Source organism: Neobacillus bataviensis (assembly GCF_019969725.1).
On the sequence record NZ_JAHXYW010000002.1, the window covers coordinates 251,475 to 267,360 of the forward strand.

The 15,886-nt window shown below is 40.1% G+C and carries 15 protein-coding genes; 10 read left to right on the plus strand and 5 right to left on the minus strand.

Going from position 1 to position 15,886, the window contains the following annotated elements; all coding sequences use genetic code 11:
- Positions 1-133 precede the first annotated feature (133 nt).
- From LC455_RS05970 to LC455_RS05980, 3 genes are read left to right on the plus strand one after another with little or no spacing between them, the layout of a single operon-like run.
- Positions 134-556 carry a DUF1801 domain-containing protein gene (locus LC455_RS05970; protein ID WP_223589026.1) on the plus strand — a complete coding sequence of 141 codons (423 nt, stop codon included), beginning with the start codon at positions 134-136 and terminating at the stop codon, positions 554-556.
- A gap of 50 nt (positions 557-606) precedes the next feature.
- Complete coding sequence (locus LC455_RS05975) at positions 607-801, plus strand: YwbE family protein (RefSeq protein WP_223589028.1); 195 nt, start codon at positions 607-609, stop codon at positions 799-801.
- 33 nt (positions 802-834) lie between these two features.
- Positions 835-1,494: a DUF429 domain-containing protein gene (locus LC455_RS05980; RefSeq protein ID WP_223589030.1), complete on the plus strand. Its 660-nt coding sequence runs from the start codon at positions 835-837 to the stop codon at positions 1,492-1,494.
- 124 nt (positions 1,495-1,618) lie between these two features.
- Here LC455_RS05980 and LC455_RS05985 read toward each other — a convergent pair whose 3' ends face one another.
- The 3 genes from LC455_RS05985 to LC455_RS05995 all read right to left on the minus strand — a co-directional run bounded on the left by LC455_RS05985 (position 1,619) and on the right by LC455_RS05995 (position 4,314).
- On the minus strand, positions 1,619-2,131 hold the full coding sequence (locus LC455_RS05985) for a DoxX family protein (RefSeq protein ID WP_223589032.1): 513 nt from the start codon (positions 2,129-2,131) through the stop codon (positions 1,619-1,621).
- Positions 2,132-2,330: 199 nt separating this feature from the next.
- Entirely contained in the window at positions 2,331-2,474 is a 144-nt protein-coding gene (locus tag LC455_RS05990; RefSeq protein ID WP_223589034.1) for a hypothetical protein, read from the minus strand.
- A 229-nt stretch (positions 2,475-2,703) separates the two neighbouring features.
- Entirely contained in the window at positions 2,704-4,314 is a 1,611-nt protein-coding gene (locus LC455_RS05995; protein ID WP_223589825.1) for a bifunctional metallophosphatase/5'-nucleotidase, read from the minus strand.
- Between the two features lie 229 nt (positions 4,315-4,543).
- Between LC455_RS05995 and LC455_RS06000 the strand changes: the two genes are divergently transcribed.
- From LC455_RS06000 to LC455_RS06005, 3 genes are all read left to right on the plus strand, one after another.
- On the plus strand, positions 4,544-5,320 hold the full coding sequence (locus LC455_RS06000; protein WP_223589036.1) for a class I SAM-dependent methyltransferase: 777 nt from the start codon (positions 4,544-4,546) through the stop codon (positions 5,318-5,320).
- A gap of 79 nt (positions 5,321-5,399) precedes the next feature.
- Complete coding sequence (locus LC455_RS31320; protein ID WP_263297693.1) at positions 5,400-5,525, plus strand: hypothetical protein; 126 nt, start codon at positions 5,400-5,402, stop codon at positions 5,523-5,525.
- Between the two features lie 115 nt (positions 5,526-5,640).
- On the plus strand, positions 5,641-6,816 hold the full coding sequence (locus LC455_RS06005; protein ID WP_223589037.1) for a GNAT family N-acetyltransferase: 1,176 nt from the start codon (positions 5,641-5,643) through the stop codon (positions 6,814-6,816).
- Between the two features lie 76 nt (positions 6,817-6,892).
- On the opposite strand, the gene LC455_RS06010 is transcribed toward LC455_RS06005, so the two are convergent.
- Positions 6,893-7,882, minus strand: a complete 990-nt coding sequence (locus tag LC455_RS06010; protein ID WP_223589039.1) for a glycoside hydrolase family 43 protein — start codon at positions 7,880-7,882, stop codon at positions 6,893-6,895.
- A gap of 398 nt (positions 7,883-8,280) precedes the next feature.
- Positions 8,281-9,432, minus strand: a complete 1,152-nt coding sequence (locus tag LC455_RS06015; RefSeq protein WP_223589827.1) for an ROK family protein — start codon at positions 9,430-9,432, stop codon at positions 8,281-8,283.
- A 140-nt stretch (positions 9,433-9,572) separates the two neighbouring features.
- On the opposite strand from LC455_RS06015, the gene LC455_RS06020 reads away from it, so the two are divergent.
- From LC455_RS06020 to xylB, 4 genes are all read left to right on the plus strand, one after another.
- Positions 9,573-10,565, plus strand: a complete 993-nt coding sequence (locus tag LC455_RS06020; RefSeq protein WP_317851410.1) for a Gfo/Idh/MocA family protein — start codon at positions 9,573-9,575, stop codon at positions 10,563-10,565.
- A 41-nt stretch (positions 10,566-10,606) separates the two neighbouring features.
- Entirely contained in the window at positions 10,607-12,757 is a 2,151-nt protein-coding gene (locus LC455_RS06025) for a glycoside hydrolase family 52 protein (protein WP_223589043.1), read from the plus strand.
- Between the two features lie 200 nt (positions 12,758-12,957).
- Positions 12,958-14,289, plus strand: coding sequence for a xylose isomerase (xylA, locus tag LC455_RS06030; protein WP_223589044.1), 1,332 nt, complete (start codon positions 12,958-12,960; stop codon positions 14,287-14,289).
- A 67-nt stretch (positions 14,290-14,356) separates the two neighbouring features.
- Complete coding sequence (gene xylB, locus LC455_RS06035) at positions 14,357-15,856, plus strand: xylulokinase (protein ID WP_223589046.1); 1,500 nt, start codon at positions 14,357-14,359, stop codon at positions 15,854-15,856.
- Positions 15,857-15,886 lie beyond the last annotated feature (30 nt).

Consider the following 15,886-nt stretch of genomic DNA (forward strand, 5'->3'; position numbering starts at 1 on the left):
TTGAATCGTTAGCTGTTAAAAACCTTGCTGATTAACCCAGCAAGGTTTTTGCTATAATGGGAGAGAGAATAATTGGAAAAATTAATTATACAATAAGGCTGGCTGAATACCGTTATAAGGAGAGATAGATATAATGTATGAACTAAAAACAAAAGAAACGGAAAACAGTGTTATTGAGTTTATTGAGAAAGTTGATAGCCTTAAGAAACGGGAAGACGCGTATAAACTTTTAGATATTTTTACGGAAACCACCGGTTATCCAGCAAAGATGTGGGGACCAAGTATTATCGGATTTGGTTCGTATCATTACAAATATGAATCCGGCCACGAAGGCGATGCACCGCTAGTTGGCTTTTCTCCTCGAAAAGCAAAAATCAGTTTGTATTTTGCACCGGGTGATACAAAGCGAGAGGAACTGTTAAAGGACTTCGGGAAATATACGACAGGAAAAGCGTGTGTGTATATCAATAAAGTTGCGGATATTAATGTGAATGTTCTAAAAGAGTTAATTAACCAATCTGTATTGTTTTTGAAGAAAACCTATCCGAATCAATAAAGGGGAACAGGGCCAGCTGCTGTTCCCAAATCTGAAAGGAGATAATTGAAATGTCAGGCACGATACGAGAAAATATTAAACCCGGAATCAAAGTACGGGTTGTACAAAAACAAGACCAGCGTACCGGGAAATTAACAGAAGGTGTGGTCGCAAAATTACTAACCAAATCTGCCACACATCCGCACGGTATTAAGGTTATGCTGGAGAGCGGTATTGTTGGCAGAGTGAAGGAAATAGTGAATTAATCGGTAATAGCAGTAGAAAGAGAAGGCTATTTTATGAGAGTAATCGGTATTGATTTGTCCGGACCAAGCAATCATAGGGATACGGTTCTTTCCGTATTTGAAACACAAGGGAGCTATTTAAAATTTGTTAAATGGATTAGTCCTGTAAGCGATCAGGGAATCTTGAATGAGATTTTAGAGCAAAGTCAATTAGATGAAGTCGTTGTAGGCATTGATGCCCCATTATCCTATGAGGATGGGGGAGGGGACCGGCAAGGTGACCGTGAACTTAGAAAGTTTATTACAGCATTAGGGATGAAGCCGGGATCCATCATGACGCCCACAATGACCAGGATGGTGTATTTAACTTTAAGAGGAATCAGGCTTAGTAGGGAAATTGAAAGTCTTAAAACACCCTATCCTATTTCAATTGTGGAAGTGCATCCTGGTGCCGTTATGGGATCAAGAATTTCTCCAGATGAATTGGGGTATGTATTGAGCTACAAACAAAATTTATCAGCAAGAATGTTTATTTGGAACTGGCTCGGACAGCAAAACTTAACAGAACTCCCAATATTAATAGAAGAACAAAGCCATTCTATCGATGCTTGCGCAGCTGCATTGGGTGCATGGCAGTGGAAGGACCCTTCATTAGAACCAAAATGGCTTTTTCCTGCAAATCCTCCACTCCATCCCTATGACCTTTGTTGTTGATTTCCCTATTAATGCCGATATAAAAAAATGATGACCTTGCTGCCATGCAGCAAGGTATCTTTAATATAAAAGTGGCTATTTAGATGTGAAATCCCCTTTCGAATGATGAAAGGGGCCATTTTCATTATGCACTTTGGGAAATTTGTTTATTCCCTGATTTCTTATATATCAATCTTCCAAGGTAAGGTGTAAGCCAACGATCCAATCCAAGTTTTCCTGCATTCATTCCTGCTGCAAGAATAATCAATCCTAATAAAACCATCTGTGGATTTGTACTTGTTGTTCCTGATAACATATATGCAAAGTTCATTGTAAGCCCCATAAGCAGGGAAAGTGATGTGAAAATGCCTAAAATTAATCCGAGTCCTACTAAAAATTCTCCCCAAGGAACCATTACATTAAAAAGATCAACGTATGGGATGGCAACCTCTTTTAGGAAATTGCCCCACCAGGGCTGCACAGCTGGGTGTTCACCAGACATATTTTTAACTGCTCCAAACAAAAAGCCGCTAGCATCAAAATTTCCACTAGAGATTTTCCCCCAGCCAGCATTTAACCACTGCCAGCCAAGATAGAGTCGAAGTACAGTAAGGATTAAGGATACATAACGGTTTTCCTTTAAAAATTGAATAAACATAATCATACCTCCTTAGTTAATTGATAACAATTATCATTGATACCGATTATCATTATCATTTAATGCTCTAGGATTATCAATGAGGAATAGGCACCAAAATTAATTTCCAGTTGTAGATAAATATTCCTAAATTAGTAGTTAGCTATAATGCAAACAAGACGGCAGGGCCGCCTCGTTCTTTAATTATTGTTGATATTCCTTATTGACCAGAGGTACCGTCGTCACTTTGTGACCCATCATCAGTTTGGGACCCATCATCGGTTTGTTGGTTGTTCGGGTCATCCGTTTTTGAACTAGTGTTTGAGCATGCAGTAGCAGCTCCAAGTAACAACAATGCTGACATCAGAGCAAATAACCACTTTTTGAAAGATTTCATTTTTATTCCTCCTTGAATGCTTGCATTTGGTATTACAGTCTTATAATACAAGTTTTAAAATAAAAAAGAATGGTATTTTCCATTTCTTAACATAACTTAACCGTTACATTAAACAACTGAAATATTCATTATTTAAAATTTACAGATTATTAATGAAATTCACATCTCTTAAATCAGCGTCTATAACGATCAATTCTTATCGATTTTTTTGAATACGTCCTTCAATTATGGGAGTGAGCGGAACTGGAAACTGTAGCATGTATTTTTTTAAAACATCAACATCTATAGGACCAACAGTTCTATGCGTCCCTTCAAGGAAAACCTTGAAGTTGTCACCGCCCCCGGCAAGATAGTCATTTACCGTAACGGTGTATGTTGCTTTCGGATCAATCAATGTTCCTTTAGTAGTGAAAATATCAACCACTTTGTTGCCAACAGGTTTCGTGTCGTCCCAGGTATATTTCAACCCGGAAATTTGCAGCATTCTCAATTTAGCGGGCTGCCATTGCTGATTTAATAGAAGGCGGATTTGATCGCCTGTCAGCGACATTTTAACAAGTTTCCGTTTAAAAGGCAGGATGGTTAATAGTTCCTCATAGGTGATATTTCCGCCATGAAGGTCAGCCCGAATTCCACCGGGGTTAATAAACGCGAAATCTGAATGCATCTCTTTCCTCATAGAATCAGCAATGAGATTCCCCAACGCGGATTCTCCATTTTTATTTCGACTGCTAGTAATGTCATTAGCTGCTTTGCCAACGACCTCATCAACGAAGGAAGAAACTTCGGCCTCATACTTTTCTACCATTTTCTTGATTTCGTCATCCGGTTTAATGGGATCCTGATAGACCATCACAATTTCCGCTTTTTTGCTCACAATCTCTTTTGTAATGGGATCAATCTCTAAGGAAACATCGGAGAAAGCCGTTCCATTAGAATAGGCTTGAACAAGCAGCTTTCCATCGACTACTGTATTAAGATACGTATGGCTGTGTCCGGCAAACATCACATCAACTTCCTTGTCTACCTTTTTGGCCATTTCAACGATTTCGCCGGCAGGGGGACTGTCGGGACGAGCCTGCCTGCCCTCATTATGAGCCAATACAACGATCGCTTTTACACCCTGTTTTTTTAACTGTGACACCGCTTTATTAATGGCGGTTACTTCATCGACGAATTTAATGTCTTTTATTCCATCAGGATTAACCATCGATGGTGTATCGTCTAAGACAACGCCAATAAATCCGATTGGTATGTCATTTACTTTGAAAATTTTATAGGGAGGAAGGAGTGGTTTACCTGTTTTGTTGTTAATAACATTGGCACATATATAGGGGAATTGAGTACCTTCAAAATATCCAGTATTGGGGTGGAATCCTCCTTGGATCAAGCGCATCATTTCTTTCACACCTTGGTCAAATTCGTGATTTCCCAAGGTTCCAACATTGAACCCTATTTTGTTTAACACTTTGATCGTTGGTTCATCCTGCAGGAGCGAGGATAAGGGGGCACTCGCCCCAACCATGTCACCGGCATGAACCAAAAAAGTGTTCTTATTCTTCGCTTTCCTTTCCTTCAAATAAGCAGCGAGATAATCCACTCGGCCGACATTTTTTCCATTGAATTTTCGGGTGATGTTTAGCTGTCCGTGAAAGTCGTTTACGCCGAGTAAATGCAATTGAATGAAACGCTCCTTATTATTCGCGTTGCTTAAGGGGACGCCTTTTTTGTCCGGAATCCCAGAGGCCATAACAATGCCCGCCGTCAAAGAAGATGTAAGAACAAAAGCAAGAACTGCTTTGCTCATGGCGTTCCTATTCAATGATCCTTTCACTCTTTCCCTCGCCTCCCAATCCTCTAGTTGTTACAACTAAAGCATAAGGAAGGAATGTTAAGTTCGAATAACATTTTTGTCAATTTTCAGTTAATTTAAATTGCGGTTAATTAAATAATGGCTCCTGAAAATGATTTGTTTTAAATACTTGCACCGTGGTAAAATTTAACTGTTTAGAATTGAATCAAGGAGGGGAGTTAAAATGGGAATTGATTTTCATAGTAAAAAAAATCGCGTTACATATACAACCAGAACGGCTGATTACACCTGGATCGAAGCCATAAAAGACCTGGTGCCTATCGAAAAAATTTTTAAAGCGGTAGATATAGGCTGTGGCGGAGGAATTTATTCTATGGCACTATCAGACATGGGTGTCGATATGGTTACGGGTGTCGATTTTTCCGAACCTATTCTTGAAGGAGCAAGAGAAAACTGTAACGAATATAAAAACATATCCTTTAAGCATGGGAGTGCATTTGCATCTGGTTTAGAGAGTAATAGTTTTGATTTGCTGCTAGAAAGAGCATTAATTCATCATTTTAATGATTTACCAGCCTGTTTCAATGAAGCATATAGAATTCTTAGGGAAGATGGATTCTATATTGTTCAAGACCGTACCCCCGAGGATTGTTTAATAGAAGGAAGTAATAACCATATTAGAGGATATTTCTTTGAACTTTTTCCACAATTAATTGAAACGGAAACGAAGCGCCGACACGATTCTCAAACTGTTGTCTCAGCTCTTAAGGGAGCAGGATTTAAAGATATTCAAGAGATAACATTATGGGAAACAAGAAAAGTGTATGAAACGAAAGGTCAATTACTTCAAGATTTGAGTGATAGAACAGGTAGAAGTATTCTACATGAATTAGATGATAACGAATTAAAAGTATTAATTAATCACATCGATGAGTCACTTCAATCCGAGACGAATATCGTAGAAAAAGATAGATGGACCATTTGGAAGGCCGTGAAATAAGCTCCAATAAGAATGATTAATAATATGTTCATTGCAAGTGAAAAATATGAATCCATATAAATTAAAGCAGGTGATCACAATGAAAGATGAAGAGAGAGATTTGCTGGCTGAAGCCCTTGAAAGGTATGAAAGTTTGGAAGCACAGGCAGTTGATGGGATCACAATCGCACAAATGGAAGATTTACTAAAGCAATGTTTTGAATGAGCTTGGGATAAGATCCTAGGCTTTTTATTTGTTGGTTGTGTTAAAGGATAAAACTGGAATGTAAACGTTTTATATGCGATAATTTCAGTTGATGAAAAAGGGGGGGGTGGTCTAAATGTTAGTAAGAGAAGTGACTGAAGCTGAATTCTTAGATTCAATGAAACTATCAATGTATGCCTTTCAATATAAGGTTCCGGAATCTGAACTGACCGCGAGAAAAGAAGCAGTAAAAAACCATAAAATTTTAGGAATATGGGATGAAAACATTCTAGCAGCCAAATTGCACATTATCCCGCTAAACATTTACATGAACGATGCCGAATGGAAAATGGGCGGCATCGCCGGGGTCGCCACGTATCCTGAATATCGACGAAACGGGTATGTCAAGGCACTCATGATTGATTCCTTGAAACAAATGCGCGATAACGATCAGATTGTATCGCTTCTGCACCCATTTGATATCTCTTTTTATCGGAAATACGGATGGGAAATATTAAGTGAAAAGAAAAAAATCACGATTGAAAAAATTGATCTAAAGTTTCTAGAACCGCAGGAAGGTTTTATTAGGAGATATTCCAAAGAGACCCATTACGAAGAAATAGAACAAGTTTACGAGCAATTTTCTTCCCGATATACAGGCATGTTAAAACGTGAGACAAATTGGTGGAAACAAAATGTATATGATGAAGATTCGCAGCTTGCTGGCTACTACAATTCCGCGAGTGAGATTAAGGGCTATATTTTGTACCATGTGAAGGATAAAAAAATGGATATCGAAGAGCTGGTTGCCCTTGACCACGAAGCAAGGATCGGGCTTTGGAATTTTATCTGCCAGCATGACTCCATGGTGGAAACTGTAACAATAAATCTTGCAAGTCACGATCCTTTTCCTTATTTTCTAAAACAGCCAAGAGTAAAAACAGACTTGTATCCATATTTTATGGCAAGAGTTGTAGATGCAGAGGAATGTTTACGGAGATTTTCGTTTAATAGTGAAGATGAGCCCTTATTCCTTCATCTTGAAGATTCACATGCACCTTGGAATAATGGAAGCTATTTACTTGGAAATGGCGAAATCAAGGTATTTAAAGAAAAAGCCGGAAGTCAATGTGTACACCCTCCTAAAAAAGGGATTCAATTGAATATCAATTCCCTTTCGGCGATTCTATTTGGCTACAAACGGCCGATGGAGCTTTTTGAAATGGGATTCTTAACTGGAGCTAAGTCAGAGATTGAACTATTCGAAAAAAAGGTTCCAGTGAAGAAATCAGCGTTTTTTGATTTCTTTTAAATTTGAAACCCTCGAGCACCATTCGTACTCATCCAATAAAAAAAGCTGGCCTCAATCAATGAAGCCAGCTTTCTTGCTATTTATCAGTCCCATAAGGGTCTATTGTTTGAATCGTTCCGTCTTCGTTATATTTTAATTCAGTGTATTTCACAGAGCGTTTATGGTCGACGCCATCGGATAACGAGCAATCGTGATAAAACAGATACCACTTATCCTTGAATTGGACAATTGAATGATGGGTGGTCCAGCCGATTACAGGTGTCAGAATGGTCCCTTTGAACACAAACGGGCCCTGTGGATTTTCACTTACCGCATAAACAATTTTATGAGTGGTACCCGTAGAATAGGAGAGATAGTAAAGACCGTTGTATTTATGAACCCATGGGCCTTCGAAATATCTCCTGTCTTCGTCACCTGCAAGAATCGGGTTGCCTTCTTTATCAATAATGGAGATTTCCAGCGGTTCGCCTTTAAACGTCAGCATATCGTCGTTTAATTCAGCTACTCTTGGTCCTATTGCTGGTTCTGTTGGAGCTGGTCCTTCAGCATCAGGACTAAATGTACTTGTCTGCCACTTTTCCAGCTGCCCACCCCATAGGCCGCCAAAATAAACAAATGCTCTTTCATCGTCATCCACTAACACAGCGGGGTCAATACTGAAGCTGCCCGGTATATAATTTTCCTCTGGTGTAAAAGGTCCAGCTGGATTAGGGCTTGTCGCAACGCCAATTCTGAAAATGCCATCTTTATCTCTTGCTGGGAAATATAAATAATACGTGTTATTTTTATATGCCGCATCGGGTGCCCAAAGCTGTTTGCTTGCCCAAGGAACATCCCTTAAGTGAAGCGCTTCCCCATGGTCTACACATGGTCCGTTGGCATCATCCATCGATAAAACATGGTAATCTTCCATCGCATATTGGTCTCCATTATCATTTGAAGGCCCGTCATGATCGAGGTCATGAGAAGGATAAATATAAAGCTTTCCTTCAAAGACATGTGCAGAAGGATCGGCAGTAAAGATGTGTGTAACTATAGGTTCATTAGGTTTGGAATTTTTTACCATAATATCCACTCCATCAAATAGAATCGGTACTTATAAAATTATTATAACTGAAGTAAGTTAACTTTGTATATCCATTGAACTAACTTTTTTTGTTGGATAATTTTTAGGGAGAGCGTTCATGAGGACAAAAAAGCCAAAAGGAGGGAAAAGTTGTCCTCATAGAGGATTCATGAGAACAAGAAAAGCCAAAAAGAAGGAAAAGTTGTCCTCATATAGTGTTCATGAAGACAAAAAAAGCCAAAAGGAGACAGAAGCTGTCTTCATAGAGACTTCATGAGGACAAAAAAAGCCAAAAGGAAGCAGAAGTTGTCCGTATAGATCTTTTCAAAAAAAGACATAGAAATACAGCAATAGTAAAAAAACAGCCCCGCCTTCCTTAAAAGGCGGGGCCAGACGATTTAGGAAGTTCTTGCTTCTTCTTTGATAAAGTTCTCAACAACAAAAGCAGATACACCCAATACAGTAGAATATTTTCCAAGCTTGGAAAAGTCTAATTGCAATTCCTTTTGATGATGCGAGAGGGTGTGATTTTCAATAATCGTTCGGATAGGCTGCTCCATCCATTCTTTTGCCATGGCTAATCGGTTTCCGATGATCACCTGGTCCGGGTTAAACGTATTAATAATGTTATTAATACCAAACCCGAGGTACTGGCCGATTTCTCCAAATAGATGCTTAGCTGCTTCATCACCATTTTCAGCCCGCTTAATCAATGCCTCAAGTGAATCCGTGTTTTTGCCAGCCAACTCTAACAGTGCATTTTCAGATGCATATGCCTCCCAGCAACCTCTGCTGCCGCAATTACACAGCTTACCGTTGATATCAATGATCATATGTCCCATTTCGCCGGAAAAACCATTTCTCCCTTGATATAACACTTTGTTTAAGATAATCCCCACACCGATTCCAATTCCAGCACTAATATAAATAATGTTCTGGTAGTCTTGACCTGCCCCAAACTGTTGCTCGCCAACTGCCCCTGCATTAGCTTCGTTTTCAATCATGACAGGGACACGGAATTCATTCTCAAGATCGGTTTTTAACTGAACATTTTTCCATCCTAAGTTTGGAGCCAGAAGGACAGCCCCCTCTTTGTTAACAATCCCGGGCACACCTACTCCAATCCCGACAATACCATATCTGCTGGCCGGCATCTCATCGATGAGCAATTGAATCATATTTTTAACAATACTCATGACTTCTGAATAGACAGTTTGTTCAAGAGGTTGATTTTTCTCAATCAGAATATTGCCTTTTAAATCCGTCAAAACACTTAGAACATAATTAACTCCAATATCAATCCCAATTGCAAACCCGGCGACTTTATTGAAATGAAGGATAACAGGGCGACGGCCGCCGCTTGATTCACCTGGTCCTGATTCATAGATAAGTTCTTCCTCTAATAGTTCATTTACTAAAGAAGAAACGGTTGCCTTATGCAAGCCGGATACTTGGGCAATGTCTGCTCTTGAAATCGGTTCTTTTTCGATAATTAATTGCAATACGAGTGCTTTATTATTTTTTTTAACAATCTGTTGATTCCAGGTCATCGTTTCCACAATAAAACTCCTTATTCGGTAGTAAATATATTTTAACACAATCTTAGTTTACTGGATATACAAACGTGGATTCTGATGTTATAATCAACTTAGTTTAACGGATGTACAAAGATAGGTGAGGAGGGAGATTGTTGAGAAGGATTCGATGGGGAGTCATTAGCACAGCAGATATTGCTAAAACAAAAGTAATTCCAGCGATTTTAGATTCAGACTTTGCTGAAGTAGCGGCGATTGCCAGCAGGGGTGACAAAGCGAAGGATATTGCGGAGAGATTCTCAATCCCGAAATTTTATGCTTCCTATCATAAGCTGCTTATCGATCAAGAAATTGAAGCCGTTTACATCCCGCTCCCCAATCATTTGCATAAACAGTGGGTGATCGAAGCTGCCAAACAAGGGAAGCACGTCCTTGTTGAAAAACCAGCTGCCTTAACTGCTGAAGAAACACAAGAGATGGTGGATTGCTGCCGTGAGAACAATGTGATATTCATGGAAGCTTTTATGCATCAATTTCATCCTCAACATCATAGAGTTCGAGAAATAGTAACATCGGGTGAGATTGGCGAAATCAAATTCATGCGCGCATGTTTTTCTTATTTCTTAAAAGATGAGCTAACCAATATCCGATTGAAAAAGGAAATGGGCGGCGGCAGTATTTATGATATCGGCTGTTACTGTATCCATGCGATCCGTAACATCATGGAATCTGAACCTGTCAGAGTTGAAGTGTTCGCGGAACTTGATCCGCGAACTGGAATCGACCGATCGGCGATTGTCTATATGAAACTGGAAAATGGAATAAACACTGTGTTTGATTGCAGTTTTGATATGTCTTTTAGACAGGAATATGAAATTGTTGGAACAAAGGGCAGAATTACTGTTCCAGCTGCCTACAGACCAGATGTGGCAGACAATGCAGGACTCGTTCTAATTGAATCAGAGCATGGGAAACGTTCTGAAATGATTAGCGCTGATCAATACAAAATGCAAATTGACCATTTTTCACAGGCTGTTATAGAAGGTTACGAGCCTTCTTATTCAGCAGAAAATACACTTCAAAATATGAGGGTTATTGATGCATGCTACAAATCGATTGAAAGTCGAGCTGCAGTGACGTTGGTTTAATAGTTAATGAAAATATAATTTTCGGAGAGCAGGTGAAGAAATTGGTTAAGAATATGTTTTTCAATGCACATCATTCACCAATTGGGGCATTTTCAAGTTTCACACTAGGATTTTATGGTAACGGGGGTGGTTTGGATTTAGAGCTTGGCCGTTCACCACGGAAAAATGTCTACATTGGAGTGGAATCTATTGAACAAGAAGGCATTTACAATGCCTTGCCGTTCTTTGAAGTGGCTGATGATGAAAGCAAGCGCTATGATATCGAAAATATGGATCCAAACCCAGATAAACCGAAGATTATCCTGCCATTCAATAAGGAGCAAATAAAACGTGATTTTCAATTAGGAACAGACTCATGGAATGCCGGCGATTTAACTTTTACAATTTATTCTCAAGTTCAATCTGTACCGGACCCTTCATCGGCGGCAGACGAGGAATTAAAGAAGGCATTAATACCTGCTGTTTGGGCTGAGCTTACGATTGATAACACAAAAGGAGCCAGAAGCCGCCGGGCTTTCTTTGGATACCAAGGAAGTGACCCGTACAGTTCTATGCGCCGTTTAGATGATACATGTGATGGAATCGCTGGTATTGGCCAGGGGCGTTTAACCGCGATTACCTCGAATGATCCTGATGTGAAATCTGCCTTGCACTTTAGTTTGGAAAATATTTTAACGACTCCATTGGAAGAGAATTGGACATTCGGTCTTGGACCCCTTGGTGCACTTGTGATGGATGTTCCAGCCGGCCAAACTCGGACTTATCATTTTGCGATTTGTTTCCACCGAGGCGGATATGTAACGGCTGGCTTGGATGCTTCCTATTTTTACACCAGATATTTCCGCAATATCGAATCGGTGGCAGCTTATGCATTAGAAAACTTTGATGAATTTACCAGTCGTGCTAAACAAGCGAATAGTATAGTAGATAACCCGAACCTATCAGAAGACCAAAAGTTTATGATGATTCATTCGATTCGAAGCTATTATGGCTCTACACAGCTATTGGATGCAGAAGGCGAACCTTTCTGGGTCGTAAATGAAGGCGAATACCGGATGATGAACACCTTTGATCTAACGGTTGACCAAATTTTCTTCGAATTAAAAATGAATCCATGGACTGTGAAAAATGAGCTGGATATGTTTGTAAGCCGTTTTAGCTATGAAGATAAGGTGCGTTTTCCAGGGGATGAAAAAGAATATCCAGGCGGAATCAGTTTTACGCATGATATGGGAGTAGCCAATACTGTTTCTAGGCCGCACTATTCTTCTTACGAACTGTACGGTTTAGATGGATGTTTCTCTCACATGACTTATGAACAGTTAGTAAACTGGGTACTTTGCGCATCCGTCTATGTGGAACAAACAGGAGATCATCAATGGTTAAAGGCTAATTTAGATGTTTTCGTCCGCTGCTTTGAAAGTATGCTAAACCGTGATCATCCTGAAGCAGATATGCGGGATGGAATTATGGGACTCGATTCGACACGTGTCATGGGCGGAGCGGAAATCACCACCTATGATAGTTTAGATGTTTCGCTTGGACAGGCAAGAAATAATATTTATCTGGCGGGCAAGACATGGGCATCGTATGTGGCATTAGAGAAGCTTTTCAAAGACAACGGTCTGGACGGACTTTCAAAAGAGGCTGGCGTTCAAGCGGAAAAATGTGCAGCAACGATTGTCACACATGTAACTCCTGGCGGATATATTCCGGCTGTTATCAAAGAAGGAAATGATTCGAAAATTATCCCTGCAATAGAAGGGCTGATTTTCCCATATTATACAAATACTCAGGAAGCATTAGATCCTAATGGCCGATTTGGAGCCTATATTCAGGCACTAAAAACGCACCTGGAAACAGTTTTAACAGAGGGTGTCTGCTTGTTCGAAGACGGGGGATGGAAGATTTCCTCTACCAGCAATAACTCCTGGTTAAGTAAAGTTTACCTATCTCAGTTTATTGCTCGTGAGATCCTGGGCTGGGAGTGGGATATAAAAGGAGCAAAGGCAGATGCAGCCCATGTTGCCTGGCTGACACACCCAACCTTATCGGTTTGGAGCTGGAGCGATCAAATTATCTCTGGTGAAATTGCCGGAAGTAAGTATTATCCTCGAGGAGTCACCAGCATCTTATGGCTTGAAGAAAGTAAAAGATCCGCACCTTTAAGTAAGGTTGAACAGCAGGCTTAATAAAGAATATAGGCTGTCTGAGCTTAAACAGGCAGCCCTTAAAAATAATTTTAGATAAACTTAGTTTATTGAATAGACAAACAAAGTTTATAGTGCTATAATTTGATTAAACAAGGGGATACAGATTAATAGATTTACGACCCTTTTGTAAGCAGTTACAAGTTAATTTGAAACCACAAACTACTAGGAGGCATACCCCCATGGCATATTTCGAAACGGTAAACAAAATTCAATTTGAAGGCGCTTCATCAAAAAATCCATTGGCATTCAAATACTATAACCCTGAAGAAAAAATTAACGGCAAAACAATGGAAGAAATCCTTCGTTTCTCCGTAGCATACTGGCATACATTTACTGCTGACGGAACAGATCCATTTGGGGTAGGTACAGCCATCCGTCCATGGGATCGTTTTACAGGATTAGACCTGGCAAAGGCACGTGTAGAAGCGGCATTTGAACTTTTTGAAAAATTAAATGTACCTTTCTTCGCATTCCACGATGTGGATATTGCTCCAGAAGGAAGCACGTTAAAAGAATCGAACGAAAACCAAGATGTTATTGTGGCAATGATTAAAGAATACATGAAAACAAGCAAAACAAAATTGCTTTGGAACACAGCGAACATGTTCACCAATCCTAGATATGTTCATGGTGCTGCGACTTCTCCAAACGCAGACGTGTTTGCTTGCTCAGCGGCCAAGGTGAAAAAAGGCTTAGAGGTAGCAAAAGAACTTGGTGCGGAAAACTATGTATTCTGGGGCGGCCGCGAAGGCTATGAAACTCTTCTTAACACAGATATGAAGCTTGAACAAGACAACTTGGCACGCTTCTTCCATATGGCAGTTGACTATGCTAAAGAAATTGGCTTAAATGTTCCATTCTTAATTGAGCCAAAACCAAAAGAGCCTACAAAGCACCAATATGATTTTGATGTGGCTACTGGACTCGCATTCTTACAAAAATATGATCTAACCGATTACTTCAAGTTTAATATCGAAGCCAACCACGCGACACTTGCTGGTCATACTTTTGAGCACGAGCTTAGAACGGCACGTATTAACGGTATGCTTGGATCTGTTGATGCAAACCAAGGGGATACATTGCTTGGCTGGGATACAGATGAATTCCCAACAGACCTATATACAAATACTCTAGCCATGTATGAAATTCTGAAAAATGGCGGATTAGGCAGCGGCGGCTTAAACTTCGATGCTAAAGTGAGAAGAGGTTCGTTCGAGCCGGAAGATCTATTCTACTCACACATTGCAGGAATGGATGCATTTGCTGTCGGCCTGAAAGTGGCAAACAAATTAATTGAAGATAAAGTATTGGATAGCTTTATCGAGGAACGCTACAGCAGCTTTACAAAAGGTATCGGTTTAGAAATTGTGGAAGGCAGAACAAACTTCCGTGAGCTAGAAGCTTATGCCCTTCAATTAACAGAAATTAAGAATATTTCAGGCAGAACAGAACGCCTTAAGGCTACAATCAACCAATATTTATTAGAAACTCTTTCAAGTGTAACCGTTTAATTATAATGATGAAAAAAGTGCTGGCGGCCTATTACACCAGCACTTTTTTTAGAAAAGGATGATAAGGATGAAATACGTTATTGGTGTTGACCTCGGAACGAGTGCGGTAAAAATCTTACTCGTCAATCAGAATGGTGAAGTGTGCAAAGAAGTATCAAAAACCTATCCCCTTATTATTGAAAAATCAGGCTACAGCGAACAAAATCCGGAGGAATGGGTCGAAAAAACCACCGCAGGATTAGCTGAACTAATCGAGCAATTCGATGGAGATGTAAACGATATCGAGGGCATCAGCTTCTCCGGGCAAATGCATGGCCTTGTCCTTTTAGACCAGGATCATCAGGTGCTGCGAAACGCGATTTTGTGGAATGACACGAGAACAACGAAACAATGTCAAGAAATCTACGAGGTGGTTGGCAAGCAGCGTTTATTGGAGGTGACCAAAAACCCGGCCTTAGAGGGTTTTACACTGCCAAAAATTCTTTGGGTAAAAGAAGAAGAGCCTGAAATTTTTGAACGGGCGCAGGTCTTTATGCTTCCAAAGGATTATCTCCGTTACCGTTTGACCGGAAATATCCACATGGAATATTCGGATGCAGCAGGAACCTTGCTGTTAAATGTAGCAAAATGTGAGTGGAGCAGTGAGATTTTAGAACAATTTGGTCTTTCCGCTGAAATCTGTCCTCCATTAGTGGAATCTCACACCTTTGTTGGGAACATTACAGCTGAATTTGCCGGAGTAACTGGATTATCGGAAACTACCAAGGTATTTGCTGGCGGGGCGGACAATGCCTGTGGCGCCATTGGTTCCGGGATTCTTTTTGAAGGCAAAACGTTATGCAGCATCGGCACCTCAGGAGTTGTTCTTTCCTATGAAGAAAGAAATGACTTGGATTTTGAAGGGAAGGTTCACTACTTTAATCACAGTGAAGAAAATGCTTACTATACAATGGGAGTAACTCTGGCGGCAGGTTACAGTCTAAGCTGGTTTAAAGATACATTCGCCAGCGCTGAAGCCTTTAATCAGTTTTTAGAAGGTGTTGATGATGTACCGGCAGGAAGCAATGGATTACTATTCACTCCTTATTTAGTCGGGGAGAGAACTCCACATGCGGATTCAAATATTCGCGCAAGCTTTATTGGTATTGATGCAGCCCATGAGCGGAAGCATTTTGCCCGGTCTGTACTCGAGGGAATCACCTTCTCCTTAAATGAATCAATTGAGATCTTTAGAAACAGCGGTAAGACCATTGATTCGATTATTTCGATCGGCGGCGGCGCCAAAAACGAAACATGGCTGCAAATGCAGGCAGATATCTTTAATGCAAAAATTGAAAAGCTTACAAGTGAACAAGGACCTGGAATGGGTGCTGCCATGTTAGCGGCATATGGCTGCGGCTGGTTTCCATCCTTAAAGGAATGTGCGCAAGTATTTATTCAAACCGCCAAAACCTATGAGCCTATTCCGGAAAATGTGGAAACTTACAAGAAACTATTTTCCATCTATCAACAAGTTTATTCACAAACAAAGGAACTAAATGAACAATTACGAGCATTTAGAAAGTAACAAATGAAGCCACTCAAGCTGCTCCAGCTT

Coding starts and splice junctions, on each gene's coding strand:
- LC455_RS05970 (WP_223589026.1), top strand. CDS start 134: ATGTATGAACTAAAAACAAAAGAAACGGAAAACAGTGTTATTGAGTTT.
- LC455_RS05975 (WP_223589028.1), top strand. CDS start 607: ATGTCAGGCACGATACGAGAAAATATTAAACCCGGAATCAAAGTACGG.
- LC455_RS05980 (WP_223589030.1), top strand. CDS start 835: ATGAGAGTAATCGGTATTGATTTGTCCGGACCAAGCAATCATAGGGAT.
- LC455_RS05985 (WP_223589032.1), bottom strand. CDS start 2,131: ATGTTTATTCAATTTTTAAAGGAAAACCGTTATGTATCCTTAATCCTT.
- LC455_RS05990 (WP_223589034.1), bottom strand. CDS start 2,474: ATGTCAGCATTGTTGTTACTTGGAGCTGCTACTGCATGCTCAAACACT.
- LC455_RS05995 (WP_223589825.1), bottom strand. CDS start 4,314: ATGAGCAAAGCAGTTCTTGCTTTTGTTCTTACATCTTCTTTGACGGCG.
- LC455_RS06000 (WP_223589036.1), top strand. CDS start 4,544: ATGGGAATTGATTTTCATAGTAAAAAAAATCGCGTTACATATACAACC.
- LC455_RS31320 (WP_263297693.1), top strand. CDS start 5,400: ATGAAAGATGAAGAGAGAGATTTGCTGGCTGAAGCCCTTGAAAGGTAT.
- LC455_RS06005 (WP_223589037.1), top strand. CDS start 5,641: ATGTTAGTAAGAGAAGTGACTGAAGCTGAATTCTTAGATTCAATGAAA.
- LC455_RS06010 (WP_223589039.1), bottom strand. CDS start 7,882: ATGGTAAAAAATTCCAAACCTAATGAACCTATAGTTACACACATCTTT.
- LC455_RS06015 (WP_223589827.1), bottom strand. CDS start 9,432: ATGACCTGGAATCAACAGATTGTTAAAAAAAATAATAAAGCACTCGTA.
- xylA (WP_223589044.1), top strand. CDS start 12,958: ATGGCATATTTCGAAACGGTAAACAAAATTCAATTTGAAGGCGCTTCA.
- xylB (WP_223589046.1), top strand. CDS start 14,357: ATGAAATACGTTATTGGTGTTGACCTCGGAACGAGTGCGGTAAAAATC.